Raw genomic sequence first — 22,383 nt, 5'->3', positions numbered from 1 at the left:
GCTTAGCAGAATAGATCCTTACGCAGACAACAAAAAGCCGCCCGAAGGCGGCTTCTGACGGGCTCATCAGGCCTGCGGACGCATATGCGGGAACAGGATGACATCGCGAATCGACGGCGAGTTGGTCAGCAACATCACCAGACGGTCGATGCCGATACCTTCACCCGCAGTCGGCGGCATGCCGTACTCCAGCGCGCGAACGAAGTCGGCGTCGTAGTGCATGGCTTCGTCGTCACCGGCGTCCTTGTCGGCCACCTGAGCCATGAAACGTTCGGCCTGGTCTTCGGCATCATTGAGCTCGGAATAGGCGTTGGCGATTTCACGACCACCGATGAACAGCTCGAAGCGGTCAGTGACGCTTGGATTCTCGTCGTTACGACGGGCCAGCGGCGACACTTCGAATGGGTACTGGGTGATGAAGTGCGGCTGCTCCAGCTTGTGCTCGACCAGCTCTTCGAAAATCATCACCTGCAACTTGCCCAGACCTTCGAAGCCGAGCACCTTGGCACCGGCTTTCTTGGCGATGGCGCGGGCCTTGTCGATGTCCTGCAGGTCGGCAGCGGTCAGGTCCGGGTTGTACTTGAGGATCGAGTCGAACACCGAAAGACGCACAAACGGCTCGCCGAAGTGGAACACCTTGTCGCCGTACGGCACGTCGGTGCTGCCCAGCACCAGCTGAGCCAGCTCGCGGAACAGCTCCTCGGTCAGGTCCATGTTGTCTTCGTAGTCAGCGTGGGCCTGGTAGAACTCGAGCATGGTGAACTCGGGGTTGTGCCGAGTCGAAACGCCTTCGTTACGGAAGTTGCGGTTGATCTCGAATACTTTTTCAAATCCACCCACAACCAAGCGCTTGAGGTACAGCTCCGGCGCGATACGCAGGAACATCTGCATATCCAGCGCGTTATGGTGGGTTTCGAACGGCTTGGCCGCCGCACCGCCCGGAATGGTTTGCAGCATCGGCGTTTCCACTTCCAGGAAGTCACGCTGCATCAGGAAGCTGCGGATGTGGGCGATGACCTGCGAACGCACGCGGAAGGTCTGGCGTACGTCCTCGTTGACGATCAGGTCGACGTAACGCTGGCGATAGCGCTGCTCGGTGTCGGTCAAACCGTGGTGCTTGTCCGGCAGCGGGCGCAGAGACTTGGTCAGCAGACGCACGTTGGTCATTTCAACGTACAGGTCGCCTTTGCCGGAACGGGCCAGGGTGCCTTCGGCGGCGATGATGTCGCCCAGATCCCAGGTTTTCACCGCGGCCAGGGTTTCTTCGGACAGGGTTTTACGGTTGACGTAAACCTGGATGCGCCCGGACATGTCCTGGATCACCATGAACGAGCCACGGTTGAGCATGAGACGACCGGCAACCTTGACCGGGATCGCGGCCTCTGCCAGCTCTTCCTTGGTCTTGTCCGCGTATTTCTTCTGCAAGTCTTCGCAGTAGGCGTCGCGGCGGAAGTCGTTCGGGAAGGCCTGACCCTTGGCGCGCTCGGCAGCAAGCTTTTCCTTGCGCAGGGCGATCAGGGCGTTTTCTTCCTGTTGCAGGGCTTGCGGGTCGAGTTCTAGGTCGCTCATGTCTTTAAATCTTCCATCACAGGTTCGTTGCCCTCGCCATCGGCGAGGGACTTAGATCGGGGCAGCTCTATCGCGGCCTAGGCTTACAACCCTTGCTTGAGGCTTGCCACCAGGTACTCATCGATGTCGCCGTCGAGCACGTTGACGCAGTCGCTGCGCTCGATACCGGTACGCAGATCCTTGATCCGCGACTGATCGAGTACATACGAGCGGATCTGATGCCCCCAGCCGATGTCCGACTTGGTGTCTTCCAGTGCTTGGGAGGCGGCATTGCGCTTCTGCACTTCCTGCTCGTACAAGCGCGCCCGCAACATTTTCATCGCGGTGTCTTTGTTCGCGTGCTGGGAGCGCTCGTTCTGGCAGCTGACCACGGTGTTGGTCGGTACGTGGGTGATACGTACGGCCGAGTCGGTGGTGTTTACGTGCTGACCACCGGCACCGGAGGAGCGGTAGGTGTCGATCCGCAGATCCGACGGATTGATGTCGATTTCGATGTTGTCATCGATTTCAGGCGACACGAACACGGCCGAGAACGAGGTGTGACGACGGTTGCCGGAGTCGAATGGGCTCTTGCGCACCAGACGGTGTACGCCGATTTCGGTACGCAGCCAGCCAAAGGCGTATTCGCCCTTGATATGCACGGTCGCGCCCTTGATCCCGGCGACTTCACCGGCGGACAGCTCCATGATGGTCGCGTCGAACCCGCGCTTATCCGCCCAGCGCAGGTACATGCGCAGCAGGATGTTGGCCCAGTCCTGGGCTTCGGTGCCGCCGGAGCCGGCCTGGATGTCCAGGTAGGCGTTGTTCGGGTCCATATCACCACTGAACATGCGGCGGAACTCGAGCTTTTCGAGGGAGGCGCGCAGGCGCTCGACCTCAGCGGAGACATCGTCAACGGCAGCCTGGTCTTCTTCCTCGGCAGACATCAACAACAGGTCTTTGGCATCGGCCAGCCCGCTGGACATTTCATCGAGGGTTTCGACGATCTGGGCCAGCAAGGAGCGCTCGCGGCCTAGATTCTGGGCGTACTCAGGGTTGTTCCAGACATTCGGATCTTCAAGCTCGCGATTGACCTCGGTCAGACGCTCATGCTTTTGATCGTAGTCAAAGATACCCCCGAATGGTTTCAGAACGTTCGGAGAGGTCCTTGATGCTGTTAAGGATCGGGTTGATTTCCATGGTAGGCAGCACTCGCAGGCAGAACTTTGTGAAAAGCCGGCGAGTATACCCCAGTTCCCGACCTCTGGCAGCCAACCGTCCAGCGCTGCGAGGCAGGAGGCCCGAGCCGAGTTTAGGAGCGGCCGCGCGCGCCATCAGGGCTGCGCTGAAGCGCGTTAGCGACAAGCCACTTATGGAAACCCGACTTCAACGCAGCATGGCCGACGCACGGCAGACCTTGAACAGGCGCTTAGAACTTCAGGCTCAGGCGGGCGCCCAGACCATTGTCATGCTCGGCCTCGGCATACAGGCCGCTGTACAGCAGGCCAACGTAGACCTCCGGCAGCAGTTCGTAATCCAGATTCAGATCGAGGCGCAGACTGTCTGTGTCAAGCTCCACGCCATCGCTGGAAAACCGCTGCTGCGCCGGCGAACGGACATCGCTGCGCAGATCATCCTCAGCCAATGCGTGCCGCCAACCCAAGCTGCCACGGGCGGTCAGGCGCTGCCCGGTACCGATGGTCCATTGCGTCGCAGCCCGCCAACCAAAGGTGGCGAAACCGCTACCCTCGCGCTCGCTACTGACCTGCAGGGCCGCACTTCCACCCTGCTCATGCGTGTCATCGGTGCGCACCTGCACATAGGCCAGATTGGCGAAAGGCTCCAGGCTGAACGCTTTGAAGTCCAGGGCATAACTGCTTTCGATAAAGGCTTGCAGAGTGTCGCCATCGGTATCGCTACGCAGATGCTCGCCCGACTCCTGACGCCGACTCGCCAGGCTGTTCTGACTATAGGCCGCGCCGAGTTTGAGGCCGATCTGGTTGTAAAACTTGGTCGCGGCGTACAGTGCGAGGTGATAGCTGTCGATATCCGCCTGCGCATCGCGCCGATCGACTCGCAGCGAACTGCGCGAATAACCGGCCAAGCCACCGATCACCCAGTCATCGCGCACATGGCGGTCAGCGCCCAGGAAAAGACCGCCAGTATCACGCTCGAGCCGCGCGGCATCGCCATTCGCCGCCAACGCCCCCCAACTGCCGTAGGTTCGCGCCCAGAATTGCTGCTGACCGGGTGCAGCTTCGGGTTCGCGATACGAATAGCGGATCTGTTGCAGACGGTCCTGCGCCGCCTCGCGGACAAACCGGCTATCGTCCAGCAAAACCGTACGGCTGCTGGCGTAGATCTCACCCGCTTGCGAATCGGCCTGCGCCAGCGCCGGCAGGCCACTCGCCAACAGCACGCAACCACACAGGCCGGCTCGCGGCGTGCCGTTGCGAAACCCGCACCTGATGGATAGCACGTTCATTCAGGCCTACTCACTCGATAACCGGCAATTAAGCGGCGACCTGATAACGATAGTTCGGGCAAGGCAATCAAGCATCGAGCCGAACAGTGCCGCATTCAGGGTTGTAGCGGAATGCCACAACCAACCCGGCGCCATTGGCGTTATTGCGCGGCTTGCCGCACCTGAGTTTCCAATTCAACCTTGAGTGCCGGATCGAGCTTGAGCTGGCGAGCCAGCTCATCCAGATAGGCGCGTTCCATGAAGTGTTCCTCATCCACCAGCAAGACACTGGCCAGGTACATTTCCGCCGCCATCTCCGGCGTCTGCGCGGCGCGCGCCACGTCGGCCGGGTCGAGCGGCTTGTTCAGCTCGCTTTCCAGCCAGCGTTGCAGCTCTGGATCATGGGTCAACTTGCTGAACTCACCCTCGATCAACTGCCGCTCACGGGCATCGACATGGCCATCGGCCTTGGCCGCCGCCACCAGCGCCTTGAGGATCGCCTGGCTGTGCAGTTCGGCCTGCGGCGCTGGCAGACGATCCAGCGTCTGTGGCTCGCCTTGCGGCGCGCTCGCCTGCTGCGCCTGCCAGTTGCCGTAGGCCTTGTAGGCGATCACGCCCAGGGCGGCCAGGCCGCCATAAGTCAAAGCCTGGCCACCGAGCTTGCGTGCACTTTTGTTGCCCAACAGCAAACCCATGGCACCCGCCGCCAAGGCACCGCCGCCGGCACCCCCGAGCAGGCTGCCGAGGTTGCCACCGGCACCGCCCAGCACCCCACCCAGGCCACCTGAAGCGCCCGTAGCGCCAGGATTGCCCGGACGCGCAACGGCCTTGTTCTGCAGCAGGTCCTGCCCGGATTTCAACAGTTGATCGAGTAAGCCTCGAGTAATCATGGAGCCCTCCAGCCATTCGGCGAGTTCTGACAAATCGATGCGCAGACTAGAACGAAGCGCCCGCAAACGGCGGATGAGAGTGCTTCCAGATGTTGCATCGGTGCCAGAACAACAGCTGAACCTAGCGACCTGTACGGCTAGTTGGTTAACTCAAGTTCGGATGCCTGGAGCCTTGAGACAAGGCCCCACGACGTGTCATAGCTGGGCTATGGCGAGGAACGGCAACGCAGTATCGGGGTTTCAGGCGCCGAAATTGACCAATTGAACAGGCCACACAGGCCACTAGAGCATGCCGAGCTGGTTGCGACCGCTATTCTTGGCCTGGTAAAGCGCCTGATCAGCGGCCTGGATCAGCGACCGGGGCAAATCGCCCGGCTGCGGAGTCAGGGTCGCAATGCCGATGCTGGCCGTCAGGACGGCGCCTGCTGCCGGCGCGTTATGCGCGATCCCCTTGGCCTCGATGCTCCGGCGGATTTTTTCCGCCACCAGCCGCGCGCCGCCCGCCGCGGTGCCCGGCAGGATCATGGCGAACTCCTCGCCGCCATAGCGCGCCGGCAGGTCGGTAGAGCGGCTGCAACCGTCACGGATGGCTTGCGCCACCTGCTGCAGGGCCTCATCGCCCATCAAGTGGCCAAAACTGTCGTTGTAACTCTTGAAGTAGTCGACATCGATCATCAGCAGCGACAACTGACTCTGCTCGCGCATCGCCCGACGCCACTCCATCTCCAGGTACTCATCGAAATGCCGGCGATTCGACAGCCCGGTCAGGCCATCCGAATTCATCAGGCGCTGCAGCACCAGGTTGGTTTCCAGCAGTTGCTGCTGGCTTTCGCGCAACGCCCGATAGGCCTCGTCGCGCTGTAACTGCACCAGGTAGGAGCGCGAGTGATAGCGAAGCCGCGCAACCAACTCGATGTTGTCCGGCAGCTTGACCAGGTAATCATTGGCGCCTGCTGCGAAGGCCGCACTCTTGACCTGCGCATCATCCTTGGTCGAGAGCACGATGATCGGTATATCGCGGGTCACCAGATGGGTGCGGTACTCGCGGACCAGCGCCAGGCCATCGACACCTGGCATCACCAGGTCCTGCAAGATCACCGTCGGCTTGAGCTGGGCCGCCACGGCAACGGCCTGGTGGGGATCAGAGCAGAAGTGAAAGTCGATATTCGGCTCGTCGGCCAGAACTCGGCGCAACGCCTCGCCGATCATTGCCTGATCGTCGACCAGAAGGACCATTACGGCATTTTCATCATTAATCACTGCTGCTCTACCATGTGCTGATCAACTATTAATTATTCGCCCTGAACATCGGGCAAGGCCGCTCTTGCGGGACCGCTGAGGTTGCGCAATCAACCGAGCAACTTAACCAGGCGCGGGGCTATATCGTCCAATGCCCGCACCTCGACCGCCGCCTCTATCGCCGCCGCGGCTTTCGGCATGCCATACACCGCGCAACTCTGCTGGTCCTGGGCGATGGTGTGAAACCCGCGTTCGCGCATCAACTTTAACCCCTGGGCGCCATCGCGCCCCATCCCAGTCAGCAGTACGCCCACCGCATCGCCCGTCCAATGCTGCGCCACACTCTCGAAAAACACATCGATGGACGGCCGGTAGAAGTGCTCACTGGGCTCATCGGTGTAGCTCAAACTGCCATTCTTGAGCAGCCGCAGGTGATTGTTGGTACCCGCCAGCAGCACCGTGCCCGGCCTCGGCGGTTCGCCGTCACAGGCCAGGCGTACCGGTAGACGCGAGGCACCGTTGAGCCAATCGGCCATACCGGCAGCGAACACCTGATCGACGTGCTGCACCAATACCACCGCCGCGGGAAAATCGCCCGGCAGGTTCTTCAGCAACAACTCCAGCGCCGCCGGGCCGCCAGCCGAAGCGCCGATGGCCAGCAAACGCTGGCGCCCACCGCTCGACCGCGCTGGGCTGCCAACTAAGGGCTCGCGGCTTTCGCGCTGACCGATCAGCCAACCGATATTCTGAATCTTGCGCAACAGTGGCGCGGCGCCCTCACGGCCATTGTCGGCACCCAGAGCCGGCGTATCGACCACATCCAGCGCACCGTGGCCCATCGCTTCGAAAACCCGGCGCATGTTCTGTTGCATGTCGACGGTGACCAGCAGGATAGCGCAAGGGCTCTGCGCCATGATCAGGCGAGTCGCCTCGACCCCATCCATGACCGGCATGATCAGGTCCATCAACACCACGTCGGGCTTCAGCTTGGCGCAGCACGCGACCGCCTCGGCGCCATCGCGCGCGATCCAGGCGATCTGGTGCGCCGGCTCGAAGGCCAACGCTCGGCGCAGCGCTTCAACCGCCATGGGCATGTCATTGACGATACCGATTTTCATCCCTAAGCCTCCCCGATCAAATCGACGACTGCATCCAGCAAAGCCTCGTCATGGAAACTGGCCTTGGCCAAGTAGTAATCGGCGCCAGCATCCAGACCGCGACGGCGGTCCTCTTCCCTGTCCTTGTACGACACCACCATCACCGGCAAGGACTGCAGACGGCTGTCACGGCGGATCAGGGTCACCAGCTCGATGCCATCCATGCGCGGCATATCGATATCGGTGACCAGCAGATCGAAATGCTCGGAGCGCAAGGCGTTCCAGCCATCCATACCATCCACGGCCACCGCCACATCATAGCCACGATTGAGCAACAGCTTGCGTTCCAGCTCGCGCACCGTCAGCGAGTCGTCGACCACCAGGATGCGTTTGCGCACCACGGCTCCGGCCTGTCGGCCACCCCGGTCGATGCGCTCCAGGCGCCCCGTGCTCAAGAGTTTTTCCACCGAGCGGAGCATGTCCTCGACATCCAGAATCAGCACCGGCGAGCCATCATCGAGCACGGCGCCCGAGGAAATATCCTGGATCTTGCCCAAACGCGGATCGAGGGGCAGCACCACCAGGGTTCGTTCGCCGATGAAGCGTTCGACCGCAACACCGTAAACGGCTTCGCGCTCGCGAATCACCACCACCCGAATCGCACCCGGCAGCGCCTCGCCTTCCGAGCGCTGCAGCAACTGATGGGCCGCCACCAGGCCGACATGTCGGCCCTCGTGCCAGAAATGCTGGCGACCTTCGAGCTGCACGATCGCTTCGGGCTCCAGTTCCAGCGTGCGCTCGATCTGCACCAGCGGAAAAGCATAGGCTTCGCCACCGATAGCCACCACCAGGCTACGCACCACCGACAGGGTCAGCGGCACTTCGAGATGGAAACTCGCACCCCGGCCAGGACGCTGCCGCAACTGAATGCTGCCGCGCAACTGGCGCACCATGTGCTGCACCGCATCCAGGCCGACGCCGCGCCCCGACACCTCGGTGACCGTGTCGCGCATGCTGAAACCCGGCAAGAAGAGGAAGCTCAGCAGCTCATCCTCACTCATCTGGGCAATGGTCTCGGCACTCGACAGCTGGCGCTGCAGGATCGCCGCACGCAGCCGCTCCAGGTCGATACCGGCACCATCGTCACCCAGCTCCAGCACCAGCAATCCGGCCTGGTGCCGGGTCTTCAGGCTGATCACGCCCTCGCCGGGCTTGCCGGCCAGCAGGCGCGCCTGCGGCGTCTCGATGCCATGGTCGATGGCATTGCGCAGCAGATGCACCAGCGGTGCCTCGAGCTTTTCCAGCACCTCGCGATCGACCTGGGTGTTCTCCCCTTCGATGTGCAGACGCACCTGCTTGCCCAGTGAACGGCCGAGATCGCGAACCAGCCGTTCCTGGCCGCGCAGCACATCGGCGAACGGGCGCATGCGGCAGGCCAGGGCCGTGTCGTACTGCTGCTGCGCACGTTGCGCAGACTGCCAGCTGAACTCATCGAGATCGCTCGCCTGCTGGGTCAACAGTTGCTGGCATTCGCCGACCAGGCGCTGGGCATCCGCCAGAGTGGCCCGGGTCTGCGGGTCGAAATCGGCCTCTTTGAGGGCATCCTGAACCTGGTCGAGGCCTCGACTGGCGCCCACCTGCAGGCGCTTCATGCGCTGCATCGAGGCCAGGAAAGGCGTCAGCCGCTGGGACTCCACCAGCGCCTTGCTGGACAAGTCCAGCAAGCGATTGAGGCGCTCGGCGGTGACCCGCAGCACCCGCTCGCCGCCGCCATCGACCGACCGCGGATCGCTTTGCTGCGGCTCACCCGGCGGCGGCAGAACAGTTGAAGCGGGTGTCGGAATTTCCACGCTGACGGGCAGCTGCGGAGCGGACGGCGGCGCAACGAATCCGCCCCGCGACATCGCCTCGAGCAGGCTGACGAAAGCCTCGATCTGCGCCGGCTCGACGGCCGGCCCCTCCGGTGCGGCGATGCGCAAGAGCAGATCGGCCCCTTTGAGCAGGGTATCGACATGCTCGGGACTCAGGCGCAATCGGCCGGTCTGGGCCGCGACCAGGCACTCTTCCATGACATGGGCCACGCCCACGCCGGCATCCACGCCGACGATCCGCGCCGCGCCCTTGAGTGAATGCGCCGCACGCATGCAGGCTTCCAAGTGCTCGGCCTGGGTCGGGTTGCGCTCCAGCGCCAGCAAGCCGGCGTTGAGGACCTGGGTTTGCGCTTCGGCCTCCATATGAAACAGCTCGAGCAGCGAGGCATCGCGCATCTGATCCGGGGTCATGTCAGGCTCCGCATCAAGGCTTGCAGCAACTGTTGATCGTCAAGCAGGCGCACACTGCGCTCGCGCCACTGGATCACGCCCAGGGTGTATTTCGCCGTGTTACCGCGTGCACTCGGCGCCGCGTCCTGCAGCAAGCGCTCTTCGAGCGCGTGAATGCCGTCGACCTCATCCACCGGCGCCACCACGCTGCCGCCCTGACCGGCGAGAATCAGCAGGCGCGGCATCGCCCGCCCCGACGGTGCCGGCGACGCGGCTTCCAAGCCCAGCAACTCGACCAGCGAGACACAGGGCACCAGGGCGCCACGCACATTGGCGACGCCGAGCAAGGCCCGCGAACGTTGGTGCGGCAGCGAATGAATCGACGCCAGGGGCGAGATTTCCACCAGGCTGCGGGTGGCCAACGCCAGCCATTCCTCACCGAGGCGGAAAATCACCAGCGAGCGGGTCGCCAGGGCGATTGCCTCGGCCGCCTGCTCATAGTGCGCCGCCGACTCCTGCTGCAAGGCGTAGCGGTCGAGCAACCGGGTTGCCGCGGCGGCATACACCGCACAGTTGCGACAGTGGACGTGGCGGATCAGCTCGGGACAACTCTTGTCGCCACGGATGCCGATGCGATTCCAACAATCATCGATTGCCTGCTCATGGACTTGCGCCTGGCTCGACAGCATCAATTCAGTCATTGCCATTCACTCCACGCGCGGCTCTGGCCTGCAAGCGCCGGGCGCCAGCGCTATCGCCCTGAGCCGCGAGCAACGCCGCCAGATGGACCAGCGCCGCCTGATGTTGCGGCTGCAGATAGAGCGCCTTGCGATAATAGCCCTGGGCACTCGAGGCATCGCCATCGACATCGCTGAGCAACCCGAGCCAATAGAACGTCTCGGCCGAAGGCCCGTGCGCAGCGAGATACTCGTTGCAGCACTGACGCGCCTCAGCGCTGTGGCCCTGGTTGGCCAATGTGGCAATCCGCTGCAGTTGTTGCGTCGCACCGGCGGCCGCCAGGTTGCGCTGCACCGGCGGCGTGGCCGGAGGCGTTGGCGTTGGCGTTGACACTGGCACTGGCACTGGCGCCATGCGGCTCGGGCGCAGCGCGGGCGGCGGACGAGGCGTGCGGCTGACGAAAGCTGGCGGGTTGACGGTCGGCGCCTTGCCCTCCTCGGCCGGACGCCGGAAGGCGAACGACAGCGGAATCCCCAGCGACTGCATGCCTACGCGGCTGAACAGGCTGGCTTCCGCCGGACCGATAAACAACACGCCATCGGGGCGGGTCAGGCGCATCAACACCTGCAGCACCTGCTCCTGAGTGGCAACATCGAAGTAGATCAACAGGTTGCGGCAGAACACGAAGTCATAGGCCGGCTGACTCGCCAGCAGCCCCGGCTCCAGGAGATTGCCACACTGCAAGCGCACCTGGCGGCAGACATTCTCGTGCAACGCGTAGCCGTCTTCGACCTCAGTGAAATGCCGGCGGCGAAACGCCAGAGAGTCACCACGAAAGGAGTTGCGGCCATACACCGCGTGCTTGGCCCGCTCCAGCGACAAAGGGCTGACATCCAGCGCATCGATCTGGAACTGCTCAGGCGCGATGGCCCCGTCGAGCAGGCACATGGCAATCGAATAGGGCTCTTCACCGCTGGAACACGGCAGGCTGAGGATTCGCAGCGGGCGACTGCCATTGAGTTCGAGGCCCCGCTGGAAGGCCAGGCGCGCCAGGGTGGCGAACGACTCCGGGTAACGGAAAAACCAGGTTTCCGGCACGATCACCGCTTCGATCAGCGCCTGCAACTCGGTCTCGGAATGCTGCAACTGCGCCCAGTACTGCTCGAGATCGCGCCCAGGTACCGCGACAATGCAGCGCCGCACCGCCCGCTCGATCACCGAGGCGCCGACTGTCAGGGCATCGAGGCCGATCGTGTCCTTGAGCAGGCGCTCGAAACGCGGGTCGACGTTCATCAGCGGTTGTCCGCCAGCGCTGCGGTGTCCGGCGGAAACAGCAGCACCTGCACGGCCTGTGGCAACAACTGATCGATGCTGATGCGCTGTACCAGCCCCTGTCGGCATTCGAGCACCGGCCCGAGGTAGGGGGCGCCCTGGTTAGTCAGCCCGTAGTCGCGAAAGTCGGCGGGGTCGCAGCGCAGGGTGTCGGTGGCATGTTCGAGAATCAACCCCAGCCGATGACTGCGACCATCCAACGAACTGCGGTAATGCACCAGCACCGTACGGGTGCTGGTACGCGCCACAGCGGGTTGGCCAAAGCTCAAGGCGTTGAGATCGATGACCGGCACCAGGCTGCCACGGTAGGCGAACACCCCGGCGACCCAGGTCGGCGCCCCGGCGATCTGCTTCAGCAGCACCCGCGGCAGCACCGCCGCGATCTCGCGCGCAGCCAGGGCGTAGCGATCCACGCCAAGGCTGAACAACAGAAACAGCGGTAGCTGTTGCGTGCCAGCCTTGGGGGGCTCGACGTGCAGGTCGACCACGGCGCGGCCCCCGTTAAACCTTGAAGCTCGAGACGCCGCTGCGCAGGCTCCCAGCCACCTGATTCAACTCGTCGATGGCGAAGCTCGCCTGGCGCAAGGACTCGACCGTCTGCCCGGTGGCTTCGCCCAACTGCACCAACGCTTGATTGATCTGCTCGGCGCCAGTGGCCTGGGCCTGCATGCCCTCGTTGAGCACCACCACGCGCGGTGCCAGCGCCTGTACCTGCTGGATGGTCTGCGACAGCTGATCGCCGACCTCATGCACCTCGGACATGCCGCGACGCACCTGTTCGGAGAACTTGTCCATGCCCATGACCCCGGCGGATACCGCGGACTGGATCTCGCGCACCATCTGCTCGATGTCGTAAGTCGCCACGGCGGTCTGGTCAGCCAGACGCCGCACCTCGGTCGCCACCACGGCAAAGCCACGGCCATACTCTCCAGCTTTTTCCGCCTCGATGGCGGCGTTGAGCGATAGCAAGTTGGTCTGGTCGGCGACTTTGACGATGGTGGTGACCACTTGGTTGATATTGCCGGCCTTCTCGTTGAGCACCGCCAGCTTGGCGTTCACCAGATCGGCGGCGCCCATCACCTGGCGCATGGTCTCTTCCATCCGGGCCAGGCCGAGCTGGCCGCCTCCCGCCAGTTCGGAAGCCTGCTCGGCGGAATAGGACACCTCGCCCATGGTGCGGACCAGATCCCGCGAAGTGGCGGCGATCTCCCGCGAGGTTGCGCCGATTTCAGTGGTGGTGGCCGCGGTTTCAGTGGCGGTCGCCTGCTGTTGCTTGGACGTCGCGGCGATTTCGGTAACCGAGGTAGTGACCTGGATGGCCGAACGCTGGGCCTGGGAAACCAGGCTGGTCAGTTCCTCGACCATGGCATTGAAGCCGGTTTCGATCATGCTGAACTCGTCCTTGCGTCCCAGCGCCAGGCGCGCACTCAGGTCGCCACCGCCCATGACCCCGAGGATCTCGACGATGCGCTGCATGGGGACCATGATCGCACGCATCAACAGCCGGCCACAGGTGGCGGCGGCGATTAGCGCGAGCACCAGGGCAATACCCATGCCGAGCTTTGCCGCCAGCACAGAGGAGAGAATGTCCGCGGTGTCGTTGTCGGCAGCCTGCTTGTTCCGCTCCAGTAGCGTATTCAGCAATCCCCAACCGTGCATATAGTCTGGCAGCAACCTGTCCTTGAGAAGGGCACGCGCCTGCTCAGGCTGCTTCTGCGCATACAGATCCAGCACCTCAGTATGGAGTTGGTTGTACTCCTGCCGGTGCTCCTGAATCTCTGCGTAGAGGGCACGATCGGCCTTTTCAAAGATGGTTTGCTCGTACTTGCCCAGCAGATCGAGAACCTGCTCGTCAAAGTTGCGGAACCGTTCAAGCTCCGCCTCGGTGAATGCCTTGTCGCCATTCAGGCCAATCAGCTGCTGGGTCAGCACCAACTCATCCGCCCAGACACCACGGATCATGGAGCTGTAATACAAACCCGGCAGGGCATCGTCCTGCACCTCCCGCCCATCTTTCTCGATTATCAACAGTTGCGAGAAAGAGATAACGACCATCAACAACATGATGGCAATGATCACCGCAAAACTCGCCCGAATGCGTTGGCGCAGGGTCCAGTTGTTCAAAATCATTCCCCTTGGGAGTAACCGTCCAGATGGTCTTATCCAGCGCCAGCAGCGCAGTGCCTGTTGCGGCGACTGTAATGGCGCGTCACCGGGCTCCGCAAGCACTGCAGCTTAGCAGCAGGCATTTATATCAACGACTTATCACTGGTACCGGGCAAAGTCTTTACCTACATCTGAACGCAAAACCTGTAGGAGCGGGCCATGCCCGCGAATATTTGCTTCTCCAGTCTTCGCGGGCATGGCCCGCGCCTACGAAAACCCTATCTAAATAAAAGATACAAAGCTTCACTAGTCTATAAAACTCATTAAGATTGTCCTGAAAACGCCCTTGCCACGGCTTTCTCACCAGACAATGAAGATCACCCCATGATGACCCTGCGCCAGATCCGCCATTTCATTGCCGTTGCCGAGACCGGCTCGATTTCCGCGGCGGCCCAGGCGGTATTCATCTCGCAATCGACCCTGACCCTGGCGATCCAGCAGCTTGAGCAAGAGATTGGCGTCAACCTGTTCAACCGCCACGCCAAGGGCATGACCCTGACCCACCAGGGCCACCAGTTCCTGCGCCAGGCGCACCTGATCCTGGCCACGGTGGACAACGCCAAACGCAGCCTGCAACAGAGCACCGACCAGGTTGCCGGGCAACTGACCGTAGGCGTGACCAGCCTGGTGGCCGGCTATTACCTGGCGGATTTGATCACCCGCTTCCAGCGCGCTTACCCGAACGTGGAAATCCGCGTGCTGGAAGACGAGCGCCCCTATATCGAACACCTGCTGGTGAGCGGCGAGATCGACGTCGGCGTCCTGATCCTCTCCAACCTGGAAGACCGCCACGCGCTGCAGACCGAAGTACTCACCCACTCCCCCCTGCGCCTCTGGCTGCCGCCGCAACACCCGCTGTTGGAGCATGACAGCATCAGCCTGGCGGATGTGGTCAACGAACCACTGATCCAACTCAACGTCGACGAGATGGGCCTCAATGCCCAGCGCATCTGGTCGCGCGCCGGCCTGCAGCCGCATATCACCCTGCGCACCGGCTCCACCGAAGCAGTGCGTAGCCTGGTTGCCGCTGGCCTGGGCCTGTCGATCCAGCCGGACATGACCTACCGCCCCTGGTCGCTGGAAGGCGACATCATCGAAGCCCGCGCAGTGGTCGATCTGACCCAGACCCTCGATGTCGGCCTGGCCTGGCGGCGCGGCACCGCCCGCCCGGCGCTGGTCGATCCGTTCCTCACCGTCGCCCGCGAGCAACCCGCCGGGCGCAGGCCATCTATTTAATCGAACGCCGCATTCAGTATTTAGAATTTGTAGCCCACAGGTTCGAGCTCTAGTCTCTCTTCGCACATATAAAGAAGATGGCATCGGGTCCTGGCTCTGCCTGGAAAACCCGCCGCCCCAACAAGAAAAGCGAGCAGACACGATGGCCGGCGCCGCAATTCCCACGCCCCTGTTCAGCGAACTGTTGATCGACGGCCAACTGGTGGCCGGCGAAGGCTTTGCCGAGCCGATCCTCAATCCGGCCAGCGGCGAGGTCCTGGCGCATATCGCCGAGGCGTCTACCGAGCAGGTCGAAGCCGCCATCCTTGCCGCGCACCAGGCTTTCGCCGGCTGGTCGCGCACCACCCCGCAACAACGCTCGCTGATTCTGCTGAGCATTGCCGACGCCATCGAGAAGCGCGCCGATCAACTCGCCCGCCTGGAGGCCCTGAACTGCGGCAAACCCCTGCACCTGGCGCGTCAGGATGACTTGAGCGCAACAGTGGATGTGTTCCGTTTCTTCGCCGGCGCGGTGCGCTGTCAGACTGGCCAGCTATCCGGCGAATACCTGCCGGGCTACACCAGCATGGTGCGCCGCGACCCGATCGGCGTGGTCGCCTCCATCGCGCCGTGGAACTACCCCTTGATGATGGCGGCCTGGAAGATCGCCCCGGCGCTGGCCGCCGGCAACACCCTGGTGTTCAAACCCTCCGAGCACACGCCACTGTCGATCCTGGCCCTCGCCCCGGCGCTCGCCGAGTTGCTGCCGCACGGGGTGATCAACATCGTCTGCGGCGGTGGCGAAGGCGTCGGCAGCCACTTGGTCAGCCACCCGAAGGTGCGCATGGTGTCGCTGACCGGCGATATCGTCACCGGGCAGAAAATCCTCCAGGCCGCGGCCAAGACCCTCAAGCGCACCCACCTGGAGCTTGGCGGCAAAGCGCCGGTGATCGTCTGCAACGATGCCGACCTGCAAGCGGTGGTCGAAGGCGTGCGCACCTATGGCTATTACAACGCCGGCCAGGATTGCACTGCCGCCTGCCGCATCTATGCTCAAACAGGTATCCATGACCGTTTAGTCGCGGAGTTAGGTGATGCCGTGAGCAGCCTGCGCTTTGCCCGCAAGCGCGATGCGGACAACGAGATCGGCCCACTGATCAGCGCCCGTCAGCGCGATCGGGTGGCGAGCTTCGTCGAGCGCGCCCTCGGCCAACCGCATATCGAACGCGTCACCGGCGCCGCCGTGCATTCCGGCCCCGGGTTCTATTACCAGCCGACTCTGCTCGCCGGCTGCAAACAAAGCGACGAAATCGTCCAGCGCGAAGTCTTCGGCCCCGTGGTCACCATCACCCGTTTCGATGAACTGGCCCAGGCCGTGGACTGGGCCAACGATTCCGAATACGGCCTGGCTTCCTCGGTGTGGACCCAGAACCTCGACAAGGCGATGCAGGTCGCCGCCCGCCTGCAGTACGGCTGCACCTGGATCAACAGCCATTTCATGCTGGTCAGCGAGATGCCGCATGGCGGCCTCAAGCGCTCCGGCTATGGCAAGGACCTGTCCAGCGATTCGCTGCAGGACTACAGCGTGGTACGCCACATCATGGCCCGCCATGGCCAGCAACTGAGTTAAGCCAGCGAGTATGGAAAAGAAGTAGCCCTGCAAGGGCCAAGCAACACGACGTTTAACTGCCCCGACCCCAAAAACAGAAAAGAGGGAAACCCAATGTTCGTGCAAAAAACCGCTTTATTGAGTGCGTTGACTACCGCACTGCTGGCCAGCGCCAGCCTGCAAGCCGCCGAGACGCTGAAAGCCGTGGGCGCCGGTGAGGGTCGTCTGGATATCATTGCCTGGCCGGGCTATATCGAGCGCGGCGAAAGCGACAAGAACTACGACTGGGTGACCCAATTCGAAAAAGACAGTGGCTGCAAGGTCAACGTCAAGACCGCCGCCACCTCCGATGAGATGGTCAGTCTGATGGCCAAGGGCGGCTATGACCTGGTCACCGCCTCCGGCGATGCTTCGCTGCGCCTGATCTACGGCAAGCGCGTACAGCCGATCAACCCCGAGTTGATCCCCAACTGGAAAAACATCGACCCACGTCTGAAAGACGCCCCCTGGTATGTGGTCAACAAGCAGACCTATGGCACCCCTTATCAGTGGGGCCCGAACCTGCTGATGTACAACACCACGGTATTCAAAACCGCACCCGACAGCTGGAGCGCGGTGTTCGATGCGCAGAACCTGCCGGACGGCAAGCCCAACAAAGGCCGCGTGCAGGCCTACGATGGCCCGATCTATGTGGCCGATGCGGCGTTGTACCTGAAAGCCACCCAGCCCGACCTGAAGATCAACGACCCCTACGAGTTGAACGAAAAACAGTACGCCGCCGTGCTCGACCTGCTGCGTAAGCAGCACAGCCTGATCCACCGCTACTGGCACGACACCACCGTGCAGATGAGCGACTTCAAGAACGAAGGCGTCGTCGCCTCCAGCACCTGGCCGTACCAGGCCAACGCGCTGAAGGCCGAAGGTCAGCCGATCGCCACCGTATTCCCCAAAGAGGGCGTCACCGGTTGGGCCGACACCACCATGCTGCACGCCGAAGCCAAAAACCCGAACTGCGCCTACAAGTGGATGAACTGGTCGCTGGAGCCCAAGGTTCAGGGTGACCTGGCCGCCTGGTTCGGCTCCGTGCCCGCGGTACCGGCCGGCTGCAAAGCCAGCGAACTGCTCGGCGCCCAAGGCTGCGCGGTGAACGGTTACGACCAGTTCGAGAAGATCGCCTTCTGGAAAACCCCGCAAGCCAAGTGCGAGACCCAGGAGCAGTGCGTGCCGTACAGCCGCTGGACGCAGGATTTCATCGCGATCATGGGCGGCCGTTGATCGGGTCCCCGCCTTCGCGGGGATGACGGTCACCGCTGGGCGACGGATCACGTTTGCGCAGGCACCGTCATTCCCGCGAAGGCGGGAATCCAGAAGCACCCGCTGCAACACCCAACGCGAACCGTTTCACCCGTTTTCAGAAGTCCAGGCAGGGCCGCTGCGACGACCCTCGCCTTTTTGGAGTACCGCACCATGACGCTTGCAGTCCAATTTACCCAAGTTTCCCGTCAATTCGGCGATGTGAAGGCCGTAGACCGGGTTTCAATCGATATCGAGGACGGTGAGTTCTTTTCCATGCTCGGCCCATCGGGTTCGGGCAAGACCACCTGCCTGCGCCTGATCGCCGGCTTCGAGCAGCCCAGTGCCGGTTCCATTCGCATCCATGGCGTCGAGGCCGTGGGCCTGGCGCCCTACCAGCGCGACGTCAACACCGTATTCCAGGATTACGCACTGTTCCCGCACATGAACGTACGCGACAACGTCGCCTACGGCCTGAAAGTCAAAGGCGTCGGTAAAAGCGAGCGCCTGACCCGCGCCGAAGAGGCGCTGGCCATGGTCGCCCTCGGCGGTTATGGCGAACGCAAGCCTGCGCAACTCTCCGGCGGTCAGCGCCAGCGCGTGGCCCTGGCCCGCGCCCTGGTCAATCGGCCACGGGTGCTGCTGCTCGATGAGCCGCTCGGCGCGCTGGATTTGAAACTGCGCGAACAGATGCAGGGCGAGCTGAAGAAGCTGCAGCGCCAGCTCGGCATCACTTTCATCTTCGTCACCCACGACCAGACCGAAGCGCTGTCGATGTCCGACCGGGTGGCGGTGTTCAACAAGGGCCGCATCGAGCAGGTCGACAGCCCGCGCAACCTGTACATGAAGCCGGCGACCGCGTTCGTGGCCGAGTTCGTCGGCACCTCCAACGTGCTGCGAGGCGAGGTGGCCAAACAGCTGACCGGCAACGCCCAACCGTTCTCCATTCGCCCGGAACACATCCGTTTGCTAGAAAGCCGTTCAAGCGAGAGCCCGGCCAGCAACGGCGAGATGCACATCAGCGGTCTGCTGCACGACATTCAGTACCAGGGCTCGGCCACCCGCTATGAAATCCAGCTGGAGAACGGCCAGAACCTGAGCGTCAGCCACGCCAACAACCAATGGCAGGACAGCGGCCTGGCCTATCAGACCGGCCAGCGCGTCACTGCCAGCTGGGCGCGGGAAGCCATGATCGCGCTGCAAGAAACGGCTGGCGAGGGCCTGTGACATGGAACTGTCGCTGAAAGCCCAGGCACCGCGGCCCAACAATGGCCCGCTGCACCGCCTGTCCAACCTGTTGTACCGCAAGCCGAACCTGTACCTGGCGCTGCTGCTGGTACCGCCGCTGCTGTGGTTTGGCGCGATCTATTTCGGCTCGCTGCTGACCCTGCTCTGGCAAGGCCTGTACACCTTCGACGACTTCACCATGACGGTGACCCCGGAGCTGACCCTGGCCAACCTCGCGGCCCTTTTCAACCCGGCCAACTACGACATCATTCTGCGCACCCTGGGCATGGCGGTCGCCGTGTCGCTGGCCAGCGCGGTGCTGGCCTTCCCCATCGCCTACTACATGGCGCGCTACACCACGGGCAAGACCAAAGCGTTCTTCTACATCGCGGTGATGATGCCGATGTGGGCCAGCTACATCGTCAAGGCCTACGCCTGGACCCTGCTGCTGGCCAAAGGTGGCGTCGCCCAATGGTTCGTCCAGAGTCTCGGCCTGGAGCCGCTGTTGCAGTTCATCCTCGGCATCCCCGGGGTCGGCGGCAGTACCCTGTCGACCTCGCACCTGGGGCGCTTCCTGGTGTTCGTCTACATCTGGCTGCCGTTCATGATCCTGCCGATCCAGGCCGCGCTGGAACGCTTGCCGCCGTCCCTGCTGCAAGCGTCCGCCGACCTCGGCGCACGACCCTGGCAGACCTTCGTGCAGGTGATTCTGCCGCTGTCGATTCCAGGCATCGCCGCCGGTTCGATCTTCACCTTCTCGCTGACCCTGGGCGACTTCATCGTCCCGCAACTGGTCGGCCCGCCGGGCTTCTTCATCGGCAGCATGGTCTACGTCCAGCAAGGCGCGATCGGCAACATGCCGATGGCCGCTGCCTTCACCCTGGTGCCGATCGTGCTGATCGCCATCTACCTCGCCATCGTCAAACGCCTGGGAGCCTTCGATGCACTCTGATCCCTCATCCCAAGGCGCCTCCTGGGGCCTGAAACTGGCGGCCTGGGGCGGCTTGCTGTTCCTGCACTTCCCGATCCTGATCATCTTCATCTACGCCTTCAACACCGAAGATGCCGCCTTCAGCTTTCCGCCGCAGGGCTTCACCCTGCACTGGTTCAGCGTCGCCTTCAGCCGCGTGGACGTGCTCGAGTCGATCAAGCTGTCGCTGCAGATCGCCTGCGTCGCGACCCTGATCGCCATGGTCCTCGGCACCTTAGCCGCCGCCGCGCTGTACCGCCGCGACTTCTTCGGCAAGGAAGGCATTTCGCTGATGCTGATTCTGCCGATCGCCCTGCCCGGCATCGTCACCGGCATCGCCCTGCTCTCGGCGTTCAAGACCCTGGGCATCGAACCGGGAATGTTCACCATCATCGTCGGCCACGCGACCTTCTGCGTGGTGATCGTCTACAACAACGTCATCGCCCGCTTCCGGCGTACCTCCCACAGCCTGATCGAAGCCTCGATGGACCTCGGCGCCGACGGCTGGCAGACCTTCCGCTACATCATCCTGCCCAACCTCGGCTCGGCGCTGCTGGCCGGCGGCATGTTGGCGTTCGCCCTGTCGTTCGACGAGATCATCGTCACCACCTTCACCGCCGGCCACGAACGCACCCTGCCGCTGTGGCTGCTCAACCAACTGAGCCGCCCGCGCGATGTGCCGGTGACCAACGTGGTGGCGATGCTGGTGATGCTGGTGACCATGCTGCCGATCCTCGGCGCCTATTACCTGACCAAGGGCGGTGAAAGTGTCGCTGGCAGCGGCGGCAAATAACCAAGTACTCCCTCTCCCCAACCCCTCCCCCAATGGGAGAGGGGCTTAAACAACAGAATTCGTAGAAACCCTAACCAGAGGATTTCGCCATGCAAACCAAACTGCTGATCAATGGCCAACTGGTCGACGGCGCAGGCGCCAGCCAGCCGGTGCTCAACCCGGCCCTTGGCGCGCCGCTGGTGCATATCAACGAAGCCAGCGCCGAGCAGGTGGACGCGGCCGTGCGCGCCGCCGACGCGGCCTTCGACAGCTGGTCGCAGACCGCGCCGAAAGACCGCTCGCTGCTGTTGCTGCGCCTGGCCGACAAGATCGAAGCCCACGGCGAGGAGCTGGCCAGGCTGGAGTCGGACAACTGCGGCAAGCCCTACGCCTGCGCGCTGAACGACGAAATCCCGGCCATCGCCGATGTGTTCCGCTTCTTCGCCGGCGCCAGCCGCTGCATGAGCGGTTCCGCCGCCGGTGAATACCTGCCCGGCCACACCTCGATGATCCGCCGCGACCCGATTGGCGTGGTGGCCTCGATTGCGCCGTGGAACTACCCGCTGATGATGGCCGCCTGGAAGCTCGGCCCGGCCCTGGCCGCCGGCAACACCGTGGTGCTCAAGCCCTCCGAGCAGACGCCGCTGACCGCGCTGAAGCTGGCCGAATTCATTGCCGAGATTTTCCCGGCCGGGGTGGTCAATATCGTCTTCGGTCGCGGCCCGAGCGTCGGCAGCCCGCTGGTGACGCACCCGAAAGTGCGCATGGTGTCGCTGACCGGCTCGGTGGCCACCGGCTCGAACATCATTTCCAGCACCGCCGCCTCGGTGAAGCGCATGCACATGGAGCTGGGCGGCAAGGCGCCGGTGATCATCTTCAACGACGCCGACATCGCCGCCGCCGTCGAGGGCATTCGCACCTTCGGCTTCTACAACGCCGGCCAGGATTGCACCGCCGCCTGCCGCATCTACGCGCAGAAAGGCATCTACGAGAAGTTCGTCGCCGAACTGGGCGCGGCGGTCGGCAGCATCAAATACGGCTTGCAGAACGACCCGAACACCGAGCTCGGCCCGCTGATCACCGCCGCGCACCGCGAGCGCGCCAGCGGCTTCGTCGACCGCGCCAGCGCGCAGAAGCACATCGAAGTGGTCACCGGCGGCAAGGCGGTGGCGGGCGCCGGGTTCTTCTTCGAGCCCACGGTGCTGGCCGGCGCGCGCCAGGATGACGAAATCGTCCGCCGCGAAGTATTCGGCCCGGTGGTGTCGGTCACCCCGTTCGACGATGAAGCGCAGGCCCTGGCCTGGGCCAACGATTCCGACTACGGCCTGGCCTCCTCGGTGTGGACCCGCGACGTCGGCCGCGCCCACCGCTTCGCCGCCCGCTTGCAGTACGGCTGCACCTGGGTCAACACGCACTTCATGCTGGTCAGCGAAATGCCCCACGGCGGGCAGAAGCTCTCCGGCTACGGCAAGGACATGTCGATGTACGGCCTGGAGGATTACACCGCCATCCGCCATGTGATGTTCAAGCACTGATTTGGGCCACTGCACTCAGCCGGGCGTTGTGGGCCAGAACCCGACAGTCGCCCGTCACGCCCAATCGCTCCCTACGGTTTCTCACCA

17 protein-coding genes and 2 pseudogenes are annotated in these 22,383 nt (G+C 63.2%); 7 read left to right on the top strand and 12 right to left on the bottom strand.

Annotation, left to right across the window (positions count from 1 at the left end; genetic code table 11):
• Positions 1–66: 66 nt before the first annotated feature.
• The 12 genes and pseudogenes from lysS to AC3IYG_RS06315 all read right to left on the bottom strand — a co-directional run.
• The gene (gene lysS / locus AC3IYG_RS06370; RefSeq protein WP_489312931.1) at positions 67–1,569 is read right to left on the bottom strand and encodes a lysine--tRNA ligase; all 1,503 of its coding nucleotides are present in this window, start codon (positions 1,567–1,569) and stop codon (positions 67–69) included.
• Positions 1,570–1,652: 83 nt separating this feature from the next.
• A protein-coding gene (gene prfB / locus AC3IYG_RS06365; RefSeq protein ID WP_489312930.1) for a peptide chain release factor 2 occupies positions 1,653–2,748 on the bottom strand; the annotation gives its coding sequence in 2 pieces (ribosomal slippage) (positions 1,653–2,675 and positions 2,677–2,748; 1,095 coding nt in all).
• A 229-nt stretch (positions 2,749–2,977) separates the two neighbouring features.
• On the bottom strand, positions 2,978–4,033 hold the full coding sequence (locus AC3IYG_RS06360) for an autotransporter outer membrane beta-barrel domain-containing protein (RefSeq protein WP_489312929.1): 1,056 nt from the start codon (positions 4,031–4,033) through the stop codon (positions 2,978–2,980).
• Positions 4,034–4,173: 140 nt separating this feature from the next.
• Positions 4,174–4,902, bottom strand: a complete 729-nt coding sequence (locus tag AC3IYG_RS06355; RefSeq protein WP_489312928.1) for a tellurite resistance TerB family protein — start codon at positions 4,900–4,902, stop codon at positions 4,174–4,176.
• A gap of 282 nt (positions 4,903–5,184) precedes the next feature.
• Positions 5,185–6,138, bottom strand: coding sequence for a diguanylate cyclase domain-containing protein (locus tag AC3IYG_RS06350; RefSeq protein ID WP_489313851.1), 954 nt, complete (start codon positions 6,136–6,138; stop codon positions 5,185–5,187).
• A gap of 113 nt (positions 6,139–6,251) precedes the next feature.
• Positions 6,252–7,259, bottom strand: coding sequence for a chemotaxis response regulator protein-glutamate methylesterase (locus tag AC3IYG_RS06345; protein WP_489312926.1), 1,008 nt, complete (start codon positions 7,257–7,259; stop codon positions 6,252–6,254).
• A gap of 2 nt (positions 7,260–7,261) precedes the next feature.
• Positions 7,262–9,520, bottom strand: coding sequence for a hybrid sensor histidine kinase/response regulator (locus AC3IYG_RS06340; protein ID WP_489312925.1), 2,259 nt, complete (start codon positions 9,518–9,520; stop codon positions 7,262–7,264).
• The gene (locus AC3IYG_RS06335) at positions 9,517–10,200 is read right to left on the bottom strand and encodes a chemotaxis protein CheW (protein WP_489312923.1); all 684 of its coding nucleotides are present in this window, start codon (positions 10,198–10,200) and stop codon (positions 9,517–9,519) included. Before AC3IYG_RS06335 ends, AC3IYG_RS06340 begins: the two co-directional genes overlap by 4 nt.
• Positions 10,193–11,470, bottom strand: a complete 1,278-nt coding sequence (locus tag AC3IYG_RS06330) for a CheR family methyltransferase (protein ID WP_489312922.1) — start codon at positions 11,468–11,470, stop codon at positions 10,193–10,195. The genes AC3IYG_RS06335 and AC3IYG_RS06330 overlap by 8 nt, the downstream gene beginning before the upstream one ends.
• Positions 11,470–11,997, bottom strand: coding sequence for a chemotaxis protein CheW (locus AC3IYG_RS06325; RefSeq protein ID WP_489312920.1), 528 nt, complete (start codon positions 11,995–11,997; stop codon positions 11,470–11,472). The genes AC3IYG_RS06330 and AC3IYG_RS06325 overlap by 1 nt, the downstream gene beginning before the upstream one ends.
• 13 nt (positions 11,998–12,010) lie before the next feature.
• Positions 12,011–13,132: pseudogene (locus AC3IYG_RS06320) on the bottom strand (methyl-accepting chemotaxis protein); the annotation flags it as partial.
• A 21-nt stretch (positions 13,133–13,153) separates the two neighbouring features.
• Positions 13,154–13,633, bottom strand: a pseudogene (locus AC3IYG_RS06315) (MCP four helix bundle domain-containing protein); the annotation flags it as partial.
• 366 nt (positions 13,634–13,999) lie between these two features.
• On the opposite strand from AC3IYG_RS06315, the gene AC3IYG_RS06310 reads away from it, so the two are divergent.
• The 7 genes from AC3IYG_RS06310 to AC3IYG_RS06280 all read left to right on the top strand — a co-directional run bounded on the left by AC3IYG_RS06310 (position 14,000) and on the right by AC3IYG_RS06280 (position 22,296).
• Entirely contained in the window at positions 14,000–14,911 is a 912-nt protein-coding gene (locus AC3IYG_RS06310) for a LysR family transcriptional regulator (RefSeq protein ID WP_489312919.1), read from the top strand.
• A 142-nt stretch (positions 14,912–15,053) separates the two neighbouring features.
• Positions 15,054–16,520 (top strand): gamma-aminobutyraldehyde dehydrogenase, encoded by a 1,467-nt coding sequence (locus AC3IYG_RS06305; protein ID WP_489312918.1) that lies wholly within the window; start codon positions 15,054–15,056, stop codon positions 16,518–16,520.
• Positions 16,521–16,613: 93 nt separating this feature from the next.
• Positions 16,614–17,774: a putative ABC transporter substrate-binding protein YdcS gene (gene ydcS, locus AC3IYG_RS06300; RefSeq protein ID WP_489312917.1), complete on the top strand. Its 1,161-nt coding sequence runs from the start codon at positions 16,614–16,616 to the stop codon at positions 17,772–17,774.
• 192 nt (positions 17,775–17,966) lie between these two features.
• The gene (locus tag AC3IYG_RS06295) at positions 17,967–19,019 is read left to right on the top strand and encodes an ABC transporter ATP-binding protein (protein WP_489312916.1); all 1,053 of its coding nucleotides are present in this window, start codon (positions 17,967–17,969) and stop codon (positions 19,017–19,019) included.
• Position 19,020: 1 nt separating this feature from the next.
• Positions 19,021–19,971: an ABC transporter permease gene (locus AC3IYG_RS06290; RefSeq protein WP_489312915.1), complete on the top strand. Its 951-nt coding sequence runs from the start codon at positions 19,021–19,023 to the stop codon at positions 19,969–19,971.
• Positions 19,961–20,782 (top strand): ABC transporter permease, encoded by an 822-nt coding sequence (locus AC3IYG_RS06285; protein ID WP_489312914.1) that lies wholly within the window; start codon positions 19,961–19,963, stop codon positions 20,780–20,782. Before AC3IYG_RS06290 ends, AC3IYG_RS06285 begins: the two co-directional genes overlap by 11 nt.
• An 89-nt stretch (positions 20,783–20,871) precedes the next feature.
• Positions 20,872–22,296 (top strand): gamma-aminobutyraldehyde dehydrogenase, encoded by a 1,425-nt coding sequence (locus AC3IYG_RS06280; RefSeq protein WP_489312913.1) that lies wholly within the window; start codon positions 20,872–20,874, stop codon positions 22,294–22,296.
• Positions 22,297–22,383 lie beyond the last annotated feature (87 nt).

It is taken from the genome of Pseudomonas sp. KH_027, from assembly GCF_057838565.1.
Note: the sequence above shows the minus strand (reverse complement) of the source record. Positions and strands in the feature narration are given on the sequence as shown.